Origin of the sequence: Actinokineospora alba (assembly GCF_004362515.1) — a bacterium.
Classification (GTDB): Bacteria; Actinomycetota; Actinomycetes; order Mycobacteriales; family Pseudonocardiaceae; genus Actinokineospora; species Actinokineospora alba.
The window spans coordinates 6,670,534-6,691,102 of the sequence record NZ_SNXU01000001.1; the positions used below are offsets into that span (position 1 = coordinate 6,670,534).

At 69.4% G+C, this 20,569-nt stretch carries 13 protein-coding genes; 6 read left to right on the plus strand and 7 right to left on the minus strand.

Going from position 1 to position 20,569, the window contains the following annotated elements; genetic code table 11:
• From C8E96_RS30050 to C8E96_RS30060, 3 genes are all read right to left on the minus strand, one after another.
• Positions 1-1,002 (minus strand): protein kinase family protein, encoded by a 1,002-nt coding sequence (locus tag C8E96_RS30050; protein WP_091377334.1) that lies wholly within the window; start codon positions 1,000-1,002, stop codon positions 1-3.
• 789 nt (positions 1,003-1,791) lie between these two features.
• Positions 1,792-4,863 carry an ATP-binding protein gene (locus C8E96_RS30055; RefSeq protein ID WP_091377332.1) on the minus strand — a complete coding sequence of 1,024 codons (3,072 nt, stop codon included), beginning with the start codon at positions 4,861-4,863 and terminating at the stop codon, positions 1,792-1,794.
• Positions 4,860-5,498: a hypothetical protein gene (locus C8E96_RS30060; protein ID WP_228769992.1), complete on the minus strand. Its 639-nt coding sequence runs from the start codon at positions 5,496-5,498 to the stop codon at positions 4,860-4,862. Before C8E96_RS30060 ends, C8E96_RS30055 begins: the two co-directional genes overlap by 4 nt.
• 272 nt (positions 5,499-5,770) lie before the next feature.
• Here C8E96_RS30060 and C8E96_RS30065 point away from each other — a divergent pair, with 272 nt between their 5' ends.
• Positions 5,771-6,772, plus strand: coding sequence for an SEFIR domain-containing protein (locus C8E96_RS30065; RefSeq protein WP_166658167.1), 1,002 nt, complete (start codon positions 5,771-5,773; stop codon positions 6,770-6,772).
• Here C8E96_RS30065 and C8E96_RS30070 read toward each other — a convergent pair.
• A complete protein-coding gene (locus tag C8E96_RS30070; RefSeq protein WP_091377328.1) occupies positions 6,769-7,743 on the minus strand; it encodes a hypothetical protein in 975 nt (324 codons plus the stop codon). The two genes, C8E96_RS30065 and C8E96_RS30070, sit on opposite strands and share 4 nt — an antisense overlap.
• Before the next feature lie 411 nt (positions 7,744-8,154).
• On the opposite strand from C8E96_RS30070, the gene C8E96_RS30075 reads away from it, so the two are divergent.
• The 3 genes from C8E96_RS30075 (at position 8,155) to C8E96_RS30085 (ending at position 12,997) form a co-directional block, all read left to right on the plus strand.
• Positions 8,155-10,332: a helix-turn-helix domain-containing protein gene (locus tag C8E96_RS30075; protein ID WP_091377325.1), complete on the plus strand. Its 2,178-nt coding sequence runs from the start codon at positions 8,155-8,157 to the stop codon at positions 10,330-10,332.
• Between the two features lie 5 nt (positions 10,333-10,337).
• Entirely contained in the window at positions 10,338-11,987 is a 1,650-nt protein-coding gene (locus tag C8E96_RS30080) for a DUF6119 family protein (protein WP_091377321.1), read from the plus strand.
• A 536-nt stretch (positions 11,988-12,523) separates the two neighbouring features.
• Entirely contained in the window at positions 12,524-12,997 is a 474-nt protein-coding gene (locus C8E96_RS30085; RefSeq protein WP_228769991.1) for a hypothetical protein, read from the plus strand.
• Between the two features lie 246 nt (positions 12,998-13,243).
• Here C8E96_RS30085 and C8E96_RS30090 read toward each other — a convergent pair whose 3' ends face one another.
• The gene (locus C8E96_RS30090; RefSeq protein WP_091377318.1) at positions 13,244-14,671 is read right to left on the minus strand and encodes a hypothetical protein; all 1,428 of its coding nucleotides are present in this window, start codon (positions 14,669-14,671) and stop codon (positions 13,244-13,246) included.
• Positions 14,672-14,860: 189 nt separating this feature from the next.
• On the opposite strand from C8E96_RS30090, the gene C8E96_RS30095 reads away from it, so the two are divergent.
• Positions 14,861-15,049: a hypothetical protein gene (locus C8E96_RS30095; RefSeq protein ID WP_091377315.1), complete on the plus strand. Its 189-nt coding sequence runs from the start codon at positions 14,861-14,863 to the stop codon at positions 15,047-15,049.
• 150 nt (positions 15,050-15,199) lie between these two features.
• On the opposite strand, the gene C8E96_RS30100 is transcribed toward C8E96_RS30095, so the two are convergent.
• Both C8E96_RS30100 and C8E96_RS30105 read right to left on the minus strand, forming a co-directional pair.
• The gene (locus C8E96_RS30100; RefSeq protein WP_091377312.1) at positions 15,200-15,649 is read right to left on the minus strand and encodes a hypothetical protein; all 450 of its coding nucleotides are present in this window, start codon (positions 15,647-15,649) and stop codon (positions 15,200-15,202) included.
• Between the two features lie 119 nt (positions 15,650-15,768).
• Positions 15,769-18,429: an ATP-binding protein gene (locus tag C8E96_RS30105; RefSeq protein WP_133794894.1), complete on the minus strand. Its 2,661-nt coding sequence runs from the start codon at positions 18,427-18,429 to the stop codon at positions 15,769-15,771.
• A 207-nt stretch (positions 18,430-18,636) separates the two neighbouring features.
• Between C8E96_RS30105 and C8E96_RS30110 the strand changes: the two genes are divergently transcribed.
• On the plus strand, positions 18,637-20,499 hold the full coding sequence (locus C8E96_RS30110; protein WP_091377307.1) for a S8 family peptidase: 1,863 nt from the start codon (positions 18,637-18,639) through the stop codon (positions 20,497-20,499).
• Positions 20,500-20,569: the final 70 nt, after the last annotated feature.

Consider the following 20,569-nt stretch of genomic DNA (forward strand, 5'->3'; position numbering starts at 1 on the left):
TCAGGCTCCTGTCCTGGGTAGCGCGAACGGGCGGAAGGTCCGTTCGCCATAGAGTTCTTCGAGCATTTCGTCGTACTCGGCGAGCAGGTCGACGGAGTCGGGCCGTCGACCGGGGTCGTCCTGCGTGCACCACCGCGCGAACGTCCGCTGCCGGTGTTCGCTGGCCGCCAACAGGTCCAGCATCAGCGTGTGTGCCATGTGGACGTCCGTGGCGGCGGTGACCGGGCGCCCGTCGCGAACCTCCGGCGGGTAGGAGATGGTCTTGTCCGTCGCCAGCAGCCGCTCCCCCGCCGTGACGCCGAACGTCCAGCCCGCGAGCACGATCCCGTGCCGCTCGGGGTGCACCAACACGTTCTCCGCGACAATCGCGCCGTGCACCAAGCCGATCCGGTGCGCGCCCGCGACCGCCCGCAGCAGCCTGCGGTGCATCCACGCGTAGTCGCGTCCGTCCAGCCCACTGGGGAACGCGCGGCGCACGTCCGCCAGCGTCACGAACCCGTCCAGCAACGCTTCCAGCACGGTGAAGGCGCGCTCGCCACGACCCACGTCGCCGGACTCGTCGATCAGTCGCGGGTAGTAGGGCCGCAGCCACGGGTGCTCGTCGGTGAGCCTGCCGAGCCGGCGCAACGCGTCCCACTCGGCACGCAGCAGCGGGTTGAGCGCCGGGGCGCGGACGACCTTGACCACGTGCGGCCCGTCGGTCCGATACACGTTGGCGACACTGCCCACCGCGTGCCGCCCGGTGATCGGATAGGTGGAGCGCGCGGTACGCATCACCACCTGGTCCGAGTGCAGCCACCTGCGATGGAACTGCGTCACCTTCACCGACGCCGCGTAGGCCCTCGCGTCGTCCGCACCCACCCGATCCGGGTGCAACACCAGCACCAAGGCCCGCATCAGCCCCTGCACCTCCTTCTTTCGAGCCGCGTCGAACGGCCCGAACAAGTCCGCGGGCGAACGGGCCCCCTCGACCCGTTCGAGCGCTTCCTCCCTGGTGAACATAGTTTGAGTCTAGACGACTCAAACCCTCGACGGGGAGAGATCCATGTGGCCTGCGCCACACCTCGCGCAAATGTGCGCCAGTCGGTCGAAACCGCCATCAGCAGAGCGTCGGCCCGGCCTGCCCCGCGACCGCCTGTACTGGATCGGCGGGTCGAGCGGCGGCGGATATCTGGGAATCACCAGCCGACCAGGTCGACGGTGGAGACCGGCAAGGAGGGCGTCTACGAACAGGACGGATGGCGGGCGGACGCAGCCGAGGTCAAGATCGAGAAGGGGGCGAACGTCGGCCAGTCATTCGACCTCGACCGTATCCGCTCTGCCCGCGCTGAAGATCACTGTTCCCGTTGGGGAACGGACAATCAGGGCCGTGGTCGGCGTCAGCGCCGACCACGGACCGGTATCCCTCGGCGTGAGCCTTCGCGGTAGGTGGGCGCTACCACACCGGGCGGAGGTTCCGCCTCGACCGGAACCAACAGGTACACCCACGTCGAGTCGCCGAACGCGACCGTCCGGGCGGGCGGGGTCCGCGCCCTCAACCGGATCACGCGCGACTCCGCGGCCAACCTCACCGGCTGCGGTCCGCACGGAATCACGCTGACAACAGCCGACCTCAGCGACGCGAACCTCAGCGATACCCGCTTGGCCGGCGCGCGACCGAGCCACCCTGTGCGACACAGAGGACGCCAGCGACACCCAGGTCCGCCAGTCGAAAGTGGACGCACAGACTCGCTGCCCGCCCACGTCGTTCACCCACTCGCCGGATAGCTGATCACCTGCCGACGGGCCCCCTCACCCGCTGCCACCCCTGCGCGCGCGTTCGATCACCTCCTCCGGGCGGAGCGGTGCGGCCGGGTGATGCGTCAGACACAGCGGTGTGGTGATCTTGTGAAAGCCGGATGCCTCGCCCGAGACGTAGAACTGCGCGCGTTCCAGCCGGGAGATGTCCGCGACCGGCGTCCCCTTCGCCCTGGCGAGGTCGTTCACCGCGTCGATCTGGACATTGCTGTTCAGGCGACCGTAGAACTGGGTCATGGCGTTGCCCACGACCTGATTGTGCAGACCCTTCGGCGCCTGGGTGGCGAACAGCAGGCCCAGACCGTACTTGCGGGCCTGGGAGGCCAGCACGATCGTGCTGCGGGTGCTGGCGGTCATCGAGCCCGAGGCGGCAAGGGACTGCGCCTCGTCCATCACGTACAGGGCGCCGAGGGGGCGGTCGCCCGCCGGATTGCGTTTGATCCAGGCGAACAGCTCCATCTGCAGCTGGTTGACGAAGTTGCGGCGCTGGTCGTCCGCGGGCAGGCCGACGAAACTGATTACCGACACCCTGGCGCGCTTGCCCTGGGGCGGTGTGAGAAGCACCCCTGGGTCGACCGGGTCGCCGCCGCCCGCCAACAGCGGATCGTTCACCATCGCGGCCTTCAGCGCCTCGGCGAGGTCAGCGCCGATGCGGCGGCCGTCGTTGAGGGTGCTGGCATCCTCCGGCAGATCCGACAGGAGCGTGACCAGGCCGGGCAGACCACTCGCTCCGCTCGTCGCGTAGTAGGTGATCGCCTCCCGCAGCACGGCTCGGCGGATGTTCGCCCGGTCCGTGGTTCGCGCGATCCGCAGCTGCGCCGCCAACGTCGCCGCAGCTATCTCGACGGCGACCTCGAACTCGTCGGCATCGCCGAGGACCTCGGCGAAGTCCGGCAGCGGCCGCAGCGTCAGCGGCCTGCCCGCGGTCCGGCCGGGTGTCCAGATCACGACGTCCGTCTCATCCAGGTAGCGCCGCGCCAGGTCGGCGTCGCCAGGAGCCCACGCGTCGGGAGGCTCCGGCCAGGCGTCGCCGAGCCGGGCGAGGTCGTTGTTCGGGTCCAGCACGATCGCCGACACCCCGTGCAGGGCGCACTCCTCCACGACGCGGCGCAGGAGCACGGTCTTGCCCGACCCTGATCCGGCGAACACCGCGGCGTGCTGCCGCAGCGCGGCGAGATGCACCGTCACCGCCCGGCCACCGGCCGCCGTCCCGAGCGGCACCGAGTCCGACGACGCGGCGTTGCGGGCGCCCTCACCTCCCTCGACCACGGTGGGCAACACCGTCGACAGCAGCTCCGACCGGCTCGCGGGCTTGCGATCGACCAGCCACGCGAGGAACTCCGCGCTCTCCGTCCAGATCTGCGACAGCGCCCAGAACGTGCGCAGGTCACCGTCCGAGACCCCGCGGCGCAGGCCACCGGCCGCTTCGAACGCCGAGATCTCCGCGGCGGTCATCGGCCCCGGGGACCAGTCGCCGTTGCGGATGACGACGAGGTGGTTGTCGCCGCCCATCTCGAGTCCCGCCGCGGACCTGGCCTTGCGCAGGCGGCTGAGCACGGCGTTGTGGTGTGGCGCCGAGATCATCCGGAACGCCCACTGCTCGGTCAGGTCGGACGTCTCGTCCACCGTGTGGATCAGCCGGGCGTGCAGGTCGCGCCCATCGGACCCGCGTTCCCACTCCATGCGGTGCCCGCCCAGCTCGGTGATCCACGAGAGCAGGGCGGCGGACAGGACATCGCGGACTTCGCGGTCCTCGGCGGCGGGGTCGAGGAGCAGGTCGACGTCCGCGGCCGACCGCAGCTTCTCGAACTCCTCGTCCAGTTCGACGAACCGGTCCGGCTCTACGGCCATGTCCACCGCCGAGTGCCCCCGGTCCACCGCGCGCCCGTCGTCGCCGGTGAACGTCGTCAGTTCACCGATCTCACCTTCGCGCAGGCTCGCGTCGATGTGTGCGCTGAGCCGTTTCCACAGTTCACGCGGTGTCTGCCGTTCCCATCCCCCCGCGAAGGCCTCGGGCGCGACCGGCCAGGTCGGGTGCGGCGGGTCGAAGCCCATCGCCTGGTAGGCGACCGACAGGCGCCGCTCGACCAGCTCCCGCCCGACCACGCCGTCGGCCACACGGCTCAGGATCAGCGACTCGCGGAACCGGTCGCCCACCGTGTCGGCGGCCGCGGCGCTGATACTCGACCAGGTTCCGGGCAGACACGCCAGCACGGTCACCGTGCGCCGGGTGATCTCCCGCAACCGCATCAGCCCGTCGGCGATTCGCGCCACCAGTAGGTCCTCGGCTGGAGCGGAGTCGCCGCTGTGCCGTCGGGACTTGGCGATCAGGCTGTCGAGCTGATCCACGCCGATCACCACCGGCCCGGTCAGCGCGAGCAGCCGGGTGATGTCCTGGACCCGGGTCAGGGCGGACTTGGGGGTGGCCCGGATGCCCCAGGGAGTCCGCTCGTCCGCGGTGACCCCGTCAACTCCAGTGAGGTGGCACTCGCCGACGTAGGCCACCTCGGAGCTGTGCCGCGCGTACAGAACCATGGCCCGCGCGGTGTCGGAGCACTCGGCCGCGACCTGCCGGTCGAGCGCGCGCAGGCCCGCGACGAACGCGTCGAGATCCGTCCGCGTCACCGGCCACCCGCCGACAATGCGGGCGGCCACATCCGGGTCGACCTGGCCGCGCTCGCAGGCGCGGCTGAGGAACCTGCTCAACTGGGTCGTGCCGTCGTCGGAGTCGCGGGCCAGACCGCGGCGCAGCGATTCGGCGGTGTTCTCCCAGAACGCGTCGCCCGCGGTGAGGTCGTCGAGGAAGAAATAGCCGCCCTGCTCGTGGGTCCGACGCCGGACCAGGCCCAGCAGGTGTGTCTTGCCCACCCCCTTCTGTCCCTGCAGGACCAGGCCGATCGGGCTGGGGCCGAAGCTGGCGCGCGCGTCGCCGACTGCGGCGTCGACGGCCGCCACCGCGTCGGCGTGCAGCGCGTCGACGTGGCACGGGGAGTCGTGCCAGACCTCGTCGGGGGTGTTGGCCCAGTTGATCCGCAGCGAGGCCAGCGCCGCACGTTGGTCGATCATGACGCCTCGATGGAGATCAGGTGGTTGTCCTCGCCACCGATTCGGATCGCGGCGGCATGGTCGGCCTCGGTGAGCACCTTCCGGTTGGACTCCGGGACCAAGTGAGCCTTGCCGGACCGGTCGAGTTCCTTCAGCACGGCGTCGACGTCCGGCCTGCGCGCGTGGACGAGCATCGAGCGCAGTTCGGTCAGCGACACCCACGCACGCGGCGCCCTGGCGAGCTTGCGGTAGGCGCTGTGGATCCGCTCAACGATCTCGGCCTCAGTCAGCTCGACGTCCGCGGTGAAGATCTCCTCGATCCGCAGCCCCTCACGTCGCCGGTACTGCTCCAGCGCGCCGAGCATGGCGTACAGGGCGATCGCCAGGCTGCTGCGTGGCCGCGGCGGCGCGGGCTCGTCGTGCTCCATCTCCGCCTGGCACCAGGCCAATCCCTTGTCGGTCAACCGGTGCACGAAGTGGTTTGTCGGCTTCTGCTTGGTGCTGTCCACGAGGTGCCTGCCGTTGAGGTCGCGCCGGTCCGCGCCGTCGAGGGTGAACCCGACGGTGTCGCGCAGCTCGGTGTTGGAGACCTCCCTGGCCCGCGCCATGAGGATGAACATGACCGCGGTTTGCTTGTGCCCCAGCCGGTTCGTCACTCCAGCTCCTTCCGCGCACGCGAGGGTTCGCGCACGCGCATCGATGGCGGTGAATGGGTCGTGGACTCGGATCGGCGGGACCCCAGCTGATCCGCCGACACGCACGCAATCGGACCGGGCCCGGCCTCCCGTCGCCGTTTCCGATCACCGCGATCGTAGGCGGCGTCGCTGAGCGTGGCCCAGCGGAAAAACACGACACATTCACGACAGTTTCCGGACAACTCCGTGTCTGGTCGCTCCGCCACGACCGCGGGGCAGGCACGATCTGCGACGTGACCAACGGGAACCACTCCGCTCGGGAACCCGAGGATGCGGCGCCACGCGTGTTCGTCAGCTATTCCCACGACACGCCCGAGCATCAGCAGCAAGTACACCGACTGGCGACATTTCTCCGCATGCGCATGGGCCTCGACGTGCACGTGGACCTCTGGTACGACAACGTCCGCCGCGACTGGTCCCTCTGGGCGGTCGAACAACTCTCCGAGGCCGACTTCATCCTGGTGATCGCCTCACCGAAGTTCAAACAGCGGGCGGACGGGATGGCGGCACCGCACGAGGGCCGGGGGGCTCAGTTCGAGGCCGCCATTCTGCGCGACAACCTCACCAGGAATCTCAAGGAGCAGACCGAGCGGATCCTCCCTGTGGTGCTCCCTGGCCGCTCGGTCGAGGAGATCCCCACCTTTCTCAACGCATATTCCACCACCAGGTACGAGATCCGGGAGTTCACCGAGGACGGCGTTGCCGACCTCATCGCGGCGATCACCGGAGAGGGCCGCCACAAGATGCCCGAGCGCGGCATCTGGCGCGGCAACGCCCAGGCGATAGCGGCGACACCGGTGACCGGAGCGTTGACCGTGGCGCGAATGCATTGGCTGCTCAGCACTCCGGACGTCCGGCTGGGCGACGCGGTCTTCGAAGGGGTGCGGTACGCCGACAGCATCGTGATGCGGCCGAGTTCGATGTCCACCGAGGCCATCGGGTTCCTCGACGTGGACCTCGGCGGCCGGTTCCAGACGATGCGCTCGGCGATCGGGGTGCTCGACGACGCCTCCGAGCGGTCGCAGGTCGGGCTCTTCCGGGTCCACGTCGACGGGGTGGTGCAGTTGCAGCGCCAGGTGTCCCACGGCAAACCGGACCTCATCAAGGTCGACGTCGCGGGCGCGCTGCGGCTGCGGCTGGAGATGTCAAGGCCCTGGATCACCGTCGCCGGCGACCTGGCCGAGCGATCGTCGCGGCTGCCGGAGTTGGCGTGGGGCACCCCGACCCTGCGCTAGGCCCAGAGCAGTCCGTAGGACCGGTACGGCGCGAGATCGCGGAATACGTGCCGTACCTCGCCGGCCCGGTCCAGCCCCACGGTCGCCCGCGGCACGGTCGGATCGCCTGCCTCGTGGGCGAAGGCGCCGTCCACAACCTGGACCCGGCTCGGCCCTCGTCGGCGGCCGAACCGGATCCGCAGGTCGAAGAGCTCGCAGGGGTAAGCCGGTGTGCAGAGGTAATACGGCGACATCTCCGGCACCCCGACCATGAACTCGATGTCGTGCTCCTCCTCGGCGTCCAGCACGCGGCTGAGCCGAAGGTCGAACTCCACGCGGGCGGCGGCGGCGCGCCTGCTGGCGATCACCTCGGCGCCGGAGAGCATGCGCAGTCGCAGCCGCCCCACGGCGCCGCGGTCGCCCTTCTCGGGCGGAGCGACCGTGAGGGAAAGCCGGATCACGCTCAGGCCGGCCACATGGCTGGCGATCCGGCGGGTCTCAATGGCCTCGATCTCCGGTTCGTCCAGCAGCACCCTCGTCCGCAGGATGCTGGTGTGCCAAGGCCCCTGGTTCCGGGCGGCCACTTCGGCCCGCTGCTCGGCGAGCGCCAGCTCGGCGAGCAGCCGCAACGCGTCGTCGCATCGGCGTTTCAGGGTCCGCTCACTCCGGTCCAGGTCGGGTGCCCGTGTCGCCACGGCCATCAGCCGCTCGGTGTAGCGGACCGTAGGCGGTGCGTCGAAGCCGAGGGCCGCGCGGGCGACGGTCCGGTGGAGCTCGGCCAAGCAGTCGGAGAGCCGGTCGAACGTGGCGCGGATCTTCGCTCTGGTCGTCCACTCGGTGTCGGCCGCGGTCACCCCGCTCGCCCTGCGTACCAACGGACCGAACTCACCGATGGGTCGGGAACCGTTGAGCCCGAATCCCTTGCGCAGAGACTTCAATTCGTCGAACAGGGCCTTGGCATTGTCACCCCGTCTGTCGCCAACTGTGTCCATCCGCCCACCCTCGGTGCGATGACCTGGTCACGCAGTGTACCGGCGCGCCACGCCGTCGCGGGTGCGCCAAATGGTTGCCGCATCGTTTCGGAAACGCCGAAACACCGCAGGTCGAAGCCCGGTCGCGGACGAAACCCGTTGTGCCGCAGGAAACCCCTTCACGTCGTTCGCCTGCCGCGATCATGATTGGGGTCGACCGATCGGCCGACCCCAATCACCAGCGGATTCGCCCCGTTGTACGTCGGCGCCCGCGAACGCTCCGTCGAAGGGAAACCCATGCACACGCACCTGTTCATCACCGTGCTGAGCGCCCTGATGTGCTTGATCGTCTAGTCACCGTGTCCGGTCCACGGCCTCGGGCCGTGGACCGGACCATCACCCCACCTCACCCCACCACAGGAGATTCCCCTGATGCGTCAATTCGGCCCGGAACTGCGCCAATGGCGAATCCGGCGCGGTCACTCGCTTTCCGAGTTCGCCAGGATGACCGGCTACACCAAAGGTCACCTGAGCAAGATCGAGAACAACAAGCACACCCCGTCATCCCAAGTGATCAACACCTACGACCGCGCGCTGCACGCCAACGGGGAGTTGATAGCCCAGTTCACCGCACACCGTGCTCAGCCCGCCCATCGCTCGACCCTTCCGACCGTCACCCGCCACTTCGTCGGCCATGGGCCAAAACTCGACCTGCTCGCCGGCGTCATCGTCGCCCCGCGGGACAGCCGCGTGCTCGTCATCACCGGACTCGGGGGCTCGGGCAAGACCACACTCGCGATCATGGCCGCGCGGCGCGTTCAGCCGAGCTTTCCCGACGGCACCCTGTTCGTCGACCTGCGGGGCTACTCGACCGAGGCCCCGCTGACGGCCGCCGACACGGCGTACCGGCTGCTCCGCCAGCTCGCAACCGACGTCAAGGTGATCCCGGCCGACCCGGACGACCGGACCCGGATGGTGCGACAGATCCTCTCCACACGCCAGGTTCTGGTCGTGCTGGACAACGCGAGGTCCACCGACCAGGTCAGTCCGCTGCTGCCCGAGGGCTCGTCCAGCCGGGTGATCGTGACCAGCCGCCACCACCTCGCCGCCCTCGATGAAGCGATCCGCGTGCCGCTCGGGATGCTCGACGACCCCGACGCGATCGCGCTGTTCCGCGCGATCTGCGGTGAGCGTCCCTCGGTTGACGACGACGCGGTGGTGCGGCTGGTGCGCAGGTGCGGCGGCCTCCCGCTGGCGATCCGGATCGCGGCGTCCAGGTTCGCCACCGGATCGTGGACCATGGCCCGATTCGTCGCGCTCCTCGACCACGGCGCCACTGTCCTGACCGCGCTGAACGACGGTGAACGCAGCGTCACGGGCGCGTTGGAGCTGTCCTACAGCACTCTGGCGCCCCGTGAGCGCAAGCTGTTGGCCCTGCTCACCATCCACCCGTATGGTCCGATCGCGCAATGGTCCGCCGAGGCCTGGCTCGACCTGGGCGGCGAACCGGTCGACGAAGTGCTCGACCGGCTGCACGACGCGAACCTGATCACCCGCGACGAGCACGGCGACATCGGCGTGCACGACCTGGTGCGGGCGTTCGCGGTGCGCCACGCCGCATCCGAGGTGAGCGAACAGGACCGCCAGACCGCGACGTCGCGGTTGATCGACCTCGCGTTGGGCACCGTGGTGGCCGCCGACCGCCTGATCGAGCCGCACCGCCATCTCTCGACCACACCGCCTCTTCCCGCGCGACTCCCGTTCCAGGACGCGGATACGGCGCGGACGTGGTTGCGGGCATGGTGGCCCATGGTCGCGGGCGTGGTAGAGCTGGCCGCCGGGGAATCCCGGTGCTGGCACCTCGCTCTCGCCTTGCGGGGGTTCTTCTTCGCCGACCGCCTCTTCGAGCCCTGGGTCAGCACCCACCGCACCGCCCTGTCCACCGCCGAGGCCACCGGCGACCAGACCGCCCAGGCGATGATCCTCAACAGCCTCGGGATGGCACATGTGGAGATAGGCGAGTTGGCCGAGGCCGCCGACGCGCACCAGCGCGCCCAGATCGCCTATGCGGCGATCGATGACCGGCGCGGGGAGATCGACGCACAGTCCAGCCTCGCCTGGGTGCGGCTGTACCAGGGCCGTGCCGACGAGGCGATCACCGACCTCGACATCGCGCTGGCCTACTACCGGTCGAACGATCTCATCCGCAACACCGTGATCGCCCTGCGCGGGCTGGCGTTCGCCTCGACGGCGGCGGGCAGGCACGAGGCTGCCGCCGACTACGCCCGCGAGGCGGCGGCTCGCGCCCAGCAACCGCTGGACGCCGCCATGGGGAAGAACTGCCTAGCCTGGGTCGACTTCCACGCCGACCGCCTGGACGACGCCGCCCGCCACTACAGCGAAGCCGTCGAACTCGCCTCGCGGGCGGACAGCCGCTACGAGATGACTCGCGCCTTCCTCGGTCTGGGCAACGTCGAGTCACGTCAGGGTCGCTCGTCCCGTGCCGACGATCTGTGGCGGCACGCGGACGACCAAGCGGTCTGGGTCAACCCGGCCACTGTCGTCGAGGCCACCGCCCGCCACGCCCTCGACCCCCGAAACAGCAGGTGACCGCCATGGAGAGCCACGCGCCCGCCCCCGAATCGACTCGAACGGCCAACCTCTACCGGCTGCGCACAGACGTCGCGTTCGCGAACTGCTGGGCTCGCCCGAAGGACAGCGCCGCCGACACCTACGTGGCCGAACCAGTCGACGCGCTCGGCGACGAAGCCATGCTCGTGGCGGGCAGCCCGGCGCCGACCAGGGTCGCGTGGGTACCACTGATCGCGGGTCTGACCGGCACATCACTCGACTTCTGGGGCGGCCAGTCCTCGGCGATCCTGTTCGTGCGCGTCGGCTCAAACGCCTTCGCGCTCACGTTCGGCGGCGGCTGGCGCATGCTGCGCTCCAGCGCGATCGACCACGACTTCGGGTTGAACCTGGCCCTGCGGGTGCTCGACTCGGCCGCCGTCCGAACCATCAGCCGGACCTACTTCAGCAGCAAAGCCCGCGTCGACCGGAACACGGTTCCCGGCGGCACCTCGCTCTGGTCGTTCGGCATCCGCGAACACGCCGAACTGGTGGGCCAGATCGCAGGAAGGATCAGGTCGCCGGAGTCACTGAGGATCAGCCAGGTCCGCAAAACGGAGCGTCGCATCACAATCGACTGCACCACACGCGTTCGGCTACCCATACCGTCGGACCGGGCGAACCTCATCGACGACCTCCGCGAGATCAGCCGGGTCCTGGGCTCGGCACCGTCGCCAGACCTGGAGCCGCTGACCTGGATCAGCCGCGTCCCGTCCGACGCCGATTTCCTCCCCGAGGCGTGGGCACAGGTGGGGCGCGACCTGCGCGACCACGCGGACTCGGTGAGCATCGCCTACCCCTCCGCGTACCACGCCGGGCCGGACATCGTTACCTACCGCGGCAAGGTCGGCCAGAACGCGATCGACACCCGCGAGCTGACTCTCGCCGACATCCGCGACGGGTTGGTGGGCAAGGACACCGACGCCTACACCCACGTACTCAAGTCCGGACACATCACCGGCTACTCCGAGGAAGACCACCCCCTCGGCGACGACGTCAACGCCCTGCACTGGCTCACCGCCCAGGTCGACCTGGCCGATGGCAAGCGCCTGGTCCTGCTCGACGGCCACTGGTACGACCTCACCGACCGGTACCGCGGCTACGTCGACCGCGTCATCGACGCCGCCTTCCGGCCCGACCCGCCGTGGCGGCTACCCGACTGGCGGGAAACAGCTGACACCGCGGCCACACGTGACGAGCAGGCGTACAACCTGCACGTCGGCACGTTGGAGGGCTTCCTGTGCCTGGACCGGAACCTGCTCCGTCCGACTGGGAGGCAAGGTTTCGAGGCCTGCGACCTGCTGGGGCCGAATCAGGAACTGATCCACGTCAAACGAGTGAGCTCTCGGACCGGGTCCGGCCCGCTGAGCCACCTGTTCGCCCAGGGCATCGTCGCCGTGGAGAACCTGGTCGAGAAATCCACGTGGGACATGTTCGTCGACCGGGTCACCGAGTTGGATCCCAGTCGGGCCAAGGCCCTCGGCGACCGCCCGAGCGCGGTCGTCTACGCCATCCACCGCGGCGACCGACCGCTGAGCAAGGATTCGCTGTTCTCCTTCGCCAAGGCCGAACTCGCCTCGGCGACGATGATCTTCCAGCGGCTCGGCATTCCGATGTGGATTTCCGTGATCCCGTAGCGCGATCCTGTCTGGCCCGGTTCCCGGGGGCCCTGACTGCGCCGGTCATGGACATGGTGTGCCCCGGGGCCGCGGGAAGCGGCGCCAAAGGCGGTCGCCGGTGAGCGTGTCGAAAGAGGTGGACCTCCCATGGGCCGCGGCCACGTGGATCGTCGAGCCAGGCGCAGAGGGTTCGACCCATTGGACAGCCTTGGTTTCGGTGCCGTCTTCCCGGGATATTCCGCCGATCCACTTGCCCTTTCAGAGCTCGCGCCCTCGCCCTCCACGCCCATCCACAGACTCAAAACGTCCTTATGACCGTCTACTGTGACCCCGATGGCGGGCACGACCGGCCGGCGGTCCCCACCCGGCTATCGGCTCATTGCGCGCCCCGGTGGTGGCTAGCGCGCTCCGGAGCGAAGGTCGCGAAACCCTCATTGCTGGAGCCGTCTTCGACTACGCTGCCGTTCGTGCCCGGACAGACATGGTCCCCCGATCCTGAGACACCCGTCATCGAACACCGACCCGGCCGGTGGGCGTTCATCGGCGGGCTGGCCATGGTCGTCGTCTTCGGGTTGATCGCCGTCTTCCCGGACGTCGGGCAACCGTCAGCTTCGTCGAGAGCGAAGAATATTTCTCCGGCCGCCGCGTCGTTCCTCTTCGGCGCACTCGCGCTGAGCGGCCTGCTGGTCATGATCGGCTCCGTCCCCCGCACGCATCGCTTCGTCGTCGATCAACGTGGACTGTGGTGGCGAGCCGGTCGCAAATCCGACCTGATCGCGTGGGAGGAGTTGCGTGCCGTGCGCGCACGGGAACCGCGCCCGCCGGTCAAGGGTGACCCGACCTCAAAGCCCGTACGGTCGGCCCTGGTGTTCACCCCCGCGGACGGCCGTTTCGCGACTCGCCACAGCGCGCTGGTGAAGCCCCTGCCGGACGCCAATCCGGACGTGGAACTGAGAGTGCCGAACATCGCCACGGTCCGGCAGCTGGCCCAGGAGATAGCCAAAGTCCGGCCGGACCTACTTCACTGAAGGCGACCGTCGGTGGACGGCGACGCCGTGACGACCTTCGAGTCGGACGACGCCGACGAGACATTCGAGGTCGAGCCTGATACCGAAAACGCCGGTCCGGGCCTGTCCCCGGGACCAGACCCGGCCCACCGGGGGGCATTCGAAGTCTGCCGTACAGCAATAGGAATCCTGGGTTGAGGATGCTCACTGGTCGCCAATGAGTCCATTGTGGAGGTTATGCGCTCAAGGCGGCTTGGGCGTCGCGCCTCAGGGTTCGCGGTGCAGGTACTTCTTGATGCAGTGCACCACGCCCTGGCGGGTGGCGAAGGCGTTGAAGTCGGCGAGAAGGCGCACAGTGAAGCCCATGCCGGTCCACAGTCGCTCCATCTCGTTGTCCAGCTTGGCGAGATCGGAGTGGTCACCGTGGCCGAACGTGGGGAGGTAGACATTCCTGCCCACGCTGGTGCTGTTCTCCACCAGGCAGTTGTTCCAGGTGATGTGGTGCCACTCCCGGACGCGGATCGTCGAGTCCGGCTGCGCCCCCGCCGCCGCGAACGCGGCGACGGCCTCAGCCAAGTGCGCCCCATCCGGGGTATTCGCGAACTCCCGCAAGCGTTCGAACGGCAGCTGGTTGACGATCGTGGGCCAGTGCACGAGCGGGTTGCGCACGACGTCGAAGCCGTCGGCGGTGAGCGCGGCGGCGACCTCGTCGTAGGCGTTCTGGATAGCGAACGGCGACGTGGTTCCCAGGATCCGGTCGGCCAGGGCCGGGCTGCCGACGAGGATCCGGAAGCGGTCGTTCTCCGCCCGGCCGACGAGGGTGATGAACATGTCGATATGAAAGATCGGCTGGAGGACACCCGTGCCCCCGGCGGGGAGGTCGAGGTGGAAATCCCCGGATTCCACCGTCGCGTAGAACTCCTTGATGCCGAGTGGACGCCGCGTACCGACGAGCCGCAGTGTGCGGCCCTTGTCGACGTGTCGGCCAAACAGTTCGCGGACGAAATCGGGCTGAGACTGCCCTGGGGGCACGGTGACGGGGATCTCGCCGCTTTCGATGCGCTCGAGGGTGTCCAGGAAGTAGTCGGCGCCCAGCATCCAGAAGTCGTCGCCGACGAGGCAGTTGCCGCCCTGGAAGATCAGGGGGGCTTGACTCGCCCGGACGGAGCTGTACTCCTCCACGTTGTCCGCGATCAGAGAGTCGCCGCTCCTGGGAAAGGTCCAGGGCTCGAGTAGGTAGGTTTGCCGCTCTCCCCCGTCCGTCAGGGCCACGTAGCCGTCCTCGGCCCAGTCGGTGAAGTCGATGTAGTCGGGCATGGGAACGTAGGTGACGTGCGCGGGCAGGTGCGAGGCTGAGTCGAACCAACTCTCGATCGTCTGTCGATCACTTTCGTGGTGGACAACGATGAAAGTGGTCCCAGGACGCAGCGCCCTGATCACCGAACGGTATCCGCTGGACAGGGCACGCGAGCGGACACCGAAGCTGGGGAACGCGAACAAGATGCTCTTGATCGCGCCGGAGAAAGACGAGACCAGGCTGGGGTCCGCCAGCCCCGGGGTGGACCTCACCAAGGCGCGGAACAGGTTCAGCGACCGGATGCGGCCGGCGTCGAGGGCTGGGAGTGGGTCACGGTCGGTTCGCTTGTGTCGGGGAGCATCGGGAACGAGGAACCGGTACGCGGTGTCGCGGTTCATGGACTCCCCTTTGCGTGGTGTTCGTACGGTCGCAGGAGGTCCGTCGCGTGCAGGAGGTCGGGCGTTTCAGCGCATCCTGCTGCGATCAACACTTGGGTACCGGGGCGATCATGTGCCGGTGGGAGAAGGAGTGCGTGGTGTCTTCGAACACGAGGGTCACCGCCGTGGGGGGTACACGGCATCCTCACCGTGAGCACGGAGGATGAATCCGGGGCGAGCGAGCCGGACTGCGGGTCGGCCGACGCGACGTCGGGTTCACCTCGCACCGTCCAGTCGAAGTCGCCGGTCGAACTGCTTTCGCTGGTGAGCGTGACCTTGCAGGTGCGGGGTTTGCCGGTGCCATACGAGCAGCTGGCATCGGTGGAAATCGCGTACTGAGCCGCGGGTGGCGCCGATGTGCTCCGCTCAGCCGGTTTGCGTTGTGGGGGTGGTTCCGCGGTGAGTGAGAGGTAGCCGACGTAGCAGGCGATCGCGAGGACGACGGTCGTCATCAGGCTGAACAAGGTCTTCATGTCCGCACCTCGTCTCTCAGCAACCCGGAGTCCAGCCGAAGATCGTCAGATGGATTCCGTAGTCGTGGTGGTGGCCTGCCGAGTCGACGGTGTGGACGCACACGCTGATCGTGGTGTCGAGCAGCGACTCCTCCGCCTCGCCGGGGACGCGGAGGTTGACGGTGACGTCCTTCGGCACGTCGACGTCGTGCGCGAGCAGGTACGTCGTGAAGCCATCGTCGGCCAGCTGCTTGAGGTGATCGCCGTCCATGTCGGCCAGCTCGGCGACCACCGTGTGGAAGTCGGCACGCGCGGTGAAGGCCTCGGCGATGGCGATGAGCCTCCTGCTCTCCGTGAAGATCGGCTCCGCGCTCCGGCTCGCGTCGAGGCTGTCCTTGGCCCCGAACTTGTCCTTCGCGCCTCCCGGCGCGTCGGTCACCTTGTCCTTCGCCCCGGTGGTGCCGGTTCCGGCGACGTTCTCGGGCATGTCTGGCTCCGTTCCGATCGGCGTTATCAGTACGGGATCAGCCTGAGGTCGCCGTCCGGCCGGTTGACACATCCGGACGAAACTGGACGAAATCGCCTGCCGATGGTCGGGACCAAGGGCTACGCCATGGCGTCGTCGAGCTCGGCGAGCAGGGAACGAACCTCGCCGCACTTGGTCAGCCCCAGCCGGGAGTACGCGGTGTACGCCTGTTCCAGGGCACGACGGGCCGCGGCAGTGTCGCCGATGTCGCGGAGTACCAGCGCGGATCCGGTGAGCACCTCGGCCCGGGCGTACGGATCGGCGGTGTCCTCGGTGAGGGCCAGGGCCGCGACGTGCCGTTGGACAGCGTCGGCGGATCGGCCCAGGTCGTGCAGGGCCAGGCCGAGGTCGAGCAGCGCGTAGGTCTCGGCCGTGGCGTCGCCGAGGTCGTGGGCGAGTGAGACCGCCTCGTCCAGGAGGTGGACGGCCTCGTCGAGACGGCCGGTCCGGTGCGCCACAACACCGAGACCGCGCATCGTCTCGGCTTGGCCGACTCGGTAGTCGAGCTCCTGGAACAGAACGAGGACGTGCCGGTAGTCGCGTTCCGCGTCCGCGTGGTGCCCGTGCTTCCGTTTGAGGTCGGCGAGGTTCCCCAGCGCCACTGCTTCGCCGACGCGGTTGCCGACTTCCGCGGCGATGGCCAGGGCGGCGGCGAATTGCGTGCGGGCGTCGTCGTCGCGGGCAAGCCGTTCGTACACCATGCCGAGGTTGTTGCGGGTACGTCCCTCGCCTCTGCGGTCCCCGATCTCGCAGTGGACGGCGAGCGCCTGCTCGTGTGTCCGAAGTGCGTCGGGGTACCGGCCCAGCTGCAGGTGGGCCAGGCCGAGGGCGTAGAGCGCCCGGCCTTCCCCGGCGCGGTCACCAGTTTCGCGGTAGACCTCCAGCGCGGCACCGACGTGGCGGAACGCCTCGCGATAGCGGCCCAGGCGCCAACACGCCAGCGCGAGACCGTGCAGCGCGGCGCCCTCGCCGCGCCGGTCGCCGGTCTCGCGGTGCATCTCAAGCGCCATCTGGTGGTGGCGCAACGCCTCACGGTTGTCGCCGAGACGACCGCACGCGGTGGCGAACAGACCGGTTGTCGTGGCTTCCCCGGCGCGGTCACCGGATGCCCGCGCCACCGATCGCGCCAGGTCGTGCAGGGAGTGCGCGTCGTGGTAATGCGAGTGCGCGTCCAGGTACGCCGCGAGCGCCCGGGACAGCCCTACCGTGTGGCCGGGTGACGTCGTCGCCGCCAGCCGCGCGGCGGTCAGCAGGTTCGCTCGTTCCGCGTCGAACCACCGCACGGCCGCCGGGGCGTCGGCGAACCGGGACGTGATCGCCTCGCCACCCGGGGACGGAAACCCTCGGTCGCGGGCATCGGTCGCGGAGTCCAGGTAGTGGTCGAGCAAGCGGGTCAGCGCCCCCGCCCGCACCGGCTCGGCCAGCCCCTCGGCCCGTTCAGCCGCGAACGCGCGGAGCAGGTCGTGCATCGCCACCCGGTCCGCGCCCACCTCCTCGATCAGGTGAGCTCGTGCCAACCTGCTCTGGATCGTCCTGGCGGCCGCCGGGTCGACGCCGAACAGCGCGGTGGCCGCGGCCAGGTCGATGTCAGCCCCCCGGTGCAGGCCGAGCAGCGCGAACGCGTTCGCGGCGTCGCCGGTGAGGTGCCGCAACGAGTGCGCGAACACCGCGCGCGCGGCCGTGTGCTCATCGTCGCCCGCACTGAGGAGATCGAGACGACGTGACTCGTCCTCCATCTCGGCGACCAACTCGGCGAGGGGCAAGGCTGGACGACTCACGGCCAGTTCCGCGACCAGCCGCAACGCCAGCGGTAGCCGCGCACACCGCCGCGCCAGCACCGCGGCGCTCGCGGGCTCGGCGGCAGCGCGCGGTCCGATGAGCCCGCGCAGCAACGAGAACGCCTCCGCTGGGGGGAGCCTGCCGAGGGAGATCCGGACCGCGCCGTATCGGGCGACCAGAGCGGGCAGGGTGTCGCGGCTGGTGACCAGGACGACACAGCCTTCGGACCCGGGCAGCAGGTCGTGAACCTGGTCGGGTCTGTGCGCGTTGTCGAGCACGACGAGGATCCGTTTGCGGTCCGTCAGGGTCCGGAACCTGGCGGCCCGCTCGGCCACGTCCGACGGGATGTCGGCACCGGAGAGGCCGAGCGTGCGGAGCAGCCGCTCCAGCGCCACAGCGGTGGACATCGGTTCGTCCGGGTCGTAGCCGCGCAAGTTGAGGTAGAGCTGGCCGTCGGGGAACTGGCAGGCAGCCCGGCGGGCCCAGTGCACGGCCAGTGCCGTCTTCCCGACCCCCGCCGTGCCGGAGATCAGCGCGGCGACCATGGCCTGTCCGGTCCGTGCCTGCTCGGTCAGGTGGTCCAGCGTCGCCAACTCCGCCGCACGGCCGACGAACCCGCGCACGTCGCCAGGCAGCTCCCGCGGCCCCACAGTGGTCGGCTGGGCGGTCAGCGGCGGGGTGGTCGATGAGGTGCCTGATCGGTCCGGCGTGCCTGCCGCGAGCCACAACTCGTGGAACCGCTCCACGTCGCCGCCCAGCGTTTCCACGATGAGCTCGAGCAGGCCCCATTTCGGCAGCCTGGGCTCGGAGAACGCGGCGAGCACGGTCGTCCGGCTACAGCCCAGTTCTTTCGCCATGTCCCGCAGGCTGGGCCACCCCGCCCGGTGGTGCAGATTGTGGAGCGCGTCGAACAGCGCCGCAAGGTCCGTGCCCGACACGTTCGGTCTAGACAGCGCGCCCACGCCTGCCTCCCTTGGCGCCCACCGAAATCGGCATCCCCCGGTGTTCCGTGGGCGACCCCGCACCGTCTCAGCGTGACGACCACAGGACTCGCTGTAAAGCCGGTTTCCAGGTGGTCCTTTGCCGTCCAGATTCGTCCGGATCCGTCAGGTCCGCGTCCCGGACCTCCAAAGTGGCCGCAGACGGAATAACCGGACGAAGGAAACGACATGGCAACCCGCGATCCCGCACTGGATCCACGACTCGGCGACCTGGTCGACAAGCTCACCGAACCCGGCTTGCTCGACGACGACCTCGACGCCGGGCGCGTGCGGGTCCAGTCGGTCGAGCACGAGAAGGTCCTCACCGTGCGCGTGCTGGTGAAGGTGTCCGGCGCGCCACCCCACGTGCCCGGCAGCACGTGGATTCCGCTGGCCGCGGGCATCCACGCCGTCGAGGTCCCGGTCGCCGAGTTGCGAAGACTCGCCGCCCACCCCACGGTGGACTACGTCGAGGCCTCGCAGCCCTACGCGCCGCAACTGGACACCGCGCTGGGCGAGACCGGTGTCGACCTGCTGCACCAGCCCGCGGCGCCGCGTCCGGCACTGACCGGCAAGGGTGTGGTGGTCGGGGTGATCGACAGCGGCATGGACTACACCCTCGACGACTTCCGCGACGCCGACGGCCGCAGCCGGGTCGCCTTCCTCTGGGACCAGACCGAGGAGCCAGCCGCGGGGGAGCACGCCGCGAGCCCATGGGGCCTCGGCGTGGAGTACGACGCCGCCGCGCTCGACCTCGCCCTCAAGCACGACGACCCGTTCAACGTCGCCCACCACCAGCCCGAGCCGAGCAGCCACGGCACCCACGTGGCGGGCATCGCCGCGGGCAACGGCCGCAGCGCGGACGCGCAGTTCCCTGCGGGGAAGTTCGTCGGCGCCGCACCGGAGGCGACGATCGTCTTCGTGCAGCCCCAGCCCGCCCGCGCCGGGTCGTTCACCGACTCGTGGACCGTGGCCGCGGCGGTGTCCTACATCTACGCCAAGGCCGACGAGCTGGACCTGCCGTGCGTGATCAACATGAGCCTCTCGCGCAACGGCGGCAGCCACGACGGCGCGAGCCTGGTCGAGCGGGTCATCGACAGCCTGGTGGAAGCCCAGTCCGGTCGGGCCTTCGTGCACGCGGCAGGAAACGGCCATGTCTGGGACAACCACGCCTCGGGCACGCTCGCGGCGGGCGCGACCCGCACACTGAGCTGGCAGGTCGGCGGCGGTCTGGAACTGCCCGGCGGCGCCGTGCCCGCCGCACCCGACCCGTCGCTCAACGAGCTGGAGCTCTGGTACTCCTCCAATGACAGCTTCCACGTCCGGCTGATCAGCCCGACCGGCGCGTCGACCGTTGCCTTCGCGCCGGGAGACCGGGACTTCCACACGTTCGCCGACGGCACGACCGCGCTCGTCGACTCCGAGCAGTTCTCCGCGCTCAACGGCGACGCCCGCGTGTTCATCCGGGTGGAACGGGGCACGGCGCCCGCGGTGACATCGGGGAAGTGGCAGGTCGAGATCACCGCCGCGGAGATCCGCGAGGGCCGCTTCGACGCCTACATCGAACGCGACGCACGCGAGCGGGGGGTGCAGCACATGCAGTCGTTCTTCCCCACGCCCGACTTCGACGGCGAGCAGACCCTGGGCACCCCCGCCACGTCGCGCACGGGCATCGCGGTGGCCAACTACGACCACCGCACGACGATGATCCAGGACGCGAGCAGCCGCGGGCGCACCCGCGACGGCCGGGCGAAGCCGGATGTCGCCGCCCCCGGTGTGCGGATCATGTCAGCCTGCTCGATGGGCGGACGTCCAACCGAGGCGGGCGCGGTGCACCCGATGCGGGTCCCGAAGACCGGCACCAGCATGAGCGCGCCGCACGTCGCGGGCATCATCGCGTTGCTTCTGCAGCGCAGGCCGGGCCTCACCAGCGAGCAGATCCGATCGATCCTCGTCGCCTCGGCCCGCCAAGTCGACGGCGTTGCCGTGTTCGACCAAGCATGGGGCCACGGCCGGGTGGACGCCGTCGAAGCCGTGCGGCTTCTCGGCTGACCGCAGCCGGAGTTCAGGTCGGTTGGGGAAGTTCACCCGATTGGGAAGATCGACTATGACGCCTCAACGG

What these genes read in the sequence shown, in the direction of transcription:
- C8E96_RS30055 (WP_091377332.1), bottom strand. Translation starts at nt 4,863, where the DNA reads ATGATCGACCAACGTGCGGCGCTGGCCTCGCTGCGGATCAACTGGGCC.
- C8E96_RS30110 (WP_091377307.1), top strand. Translation starts at nt 18,637, where the DNA reads ATGGCAACCCGCGATCCCGCACTGGATCCACGACTCGGCGACCTGGTC.
- C8E96_RS30100 (WP_091377312.1), bottom strand. Translation starts at nt 15,649, where the DNA reads ATGCCCGAGAACGTCGCCGGAACCGGCACCACCGGGGCGAAGGACAAG.
- C8E96_RS30070 (WP_091377328.1), bottom strand. Translation starts at nt 7,743, where the DNA reads ATGGACACAGTTGGCGACAGACGGGGTGACAATGCCAAGGCCCTGTTC.
- C8E96_RS30050 (WP_091377334.1), bottom strand. Translation starts at nt 1,002, where the DNA reads ATGTTCACCAGGGAGGAAGCGCTCGAACGGGTCGAGGGGGCCCGTTCG.
- C8E96_RS30090 (WP_091377318.1), bottom strand. Translation starts at nt 14,671, where the DNA reads ATGAACCGCGACACCGCGTACCGGTTCCTCGTTCCCGATGCTCCCCGA.
- C8E96_RS30080 (WP_091377321.1), top strand. Translation starts at nt 10,338, where the DNA reads ATGGAGAGCCACGCGCCCGCCCCCGAATCGACTCGAACGGCCAACCTC.
- C8E96_RS30075 (WP_091377325.1), top strand. Translation starts at nt 8,155, where the DNA reads ATGCGTCAATTCGGCCCGGAACTGCGCCAATGGCGAATCCGGCGCGGT.
- C8E96_RS30085 (WP_228769991.1), top strand. Translation starts at nt 12,524, where the DNA reads ATGGTCGTCGTCTTCGGGTTGATCGCCGTCTTCCCGGACGTCGGGCAA.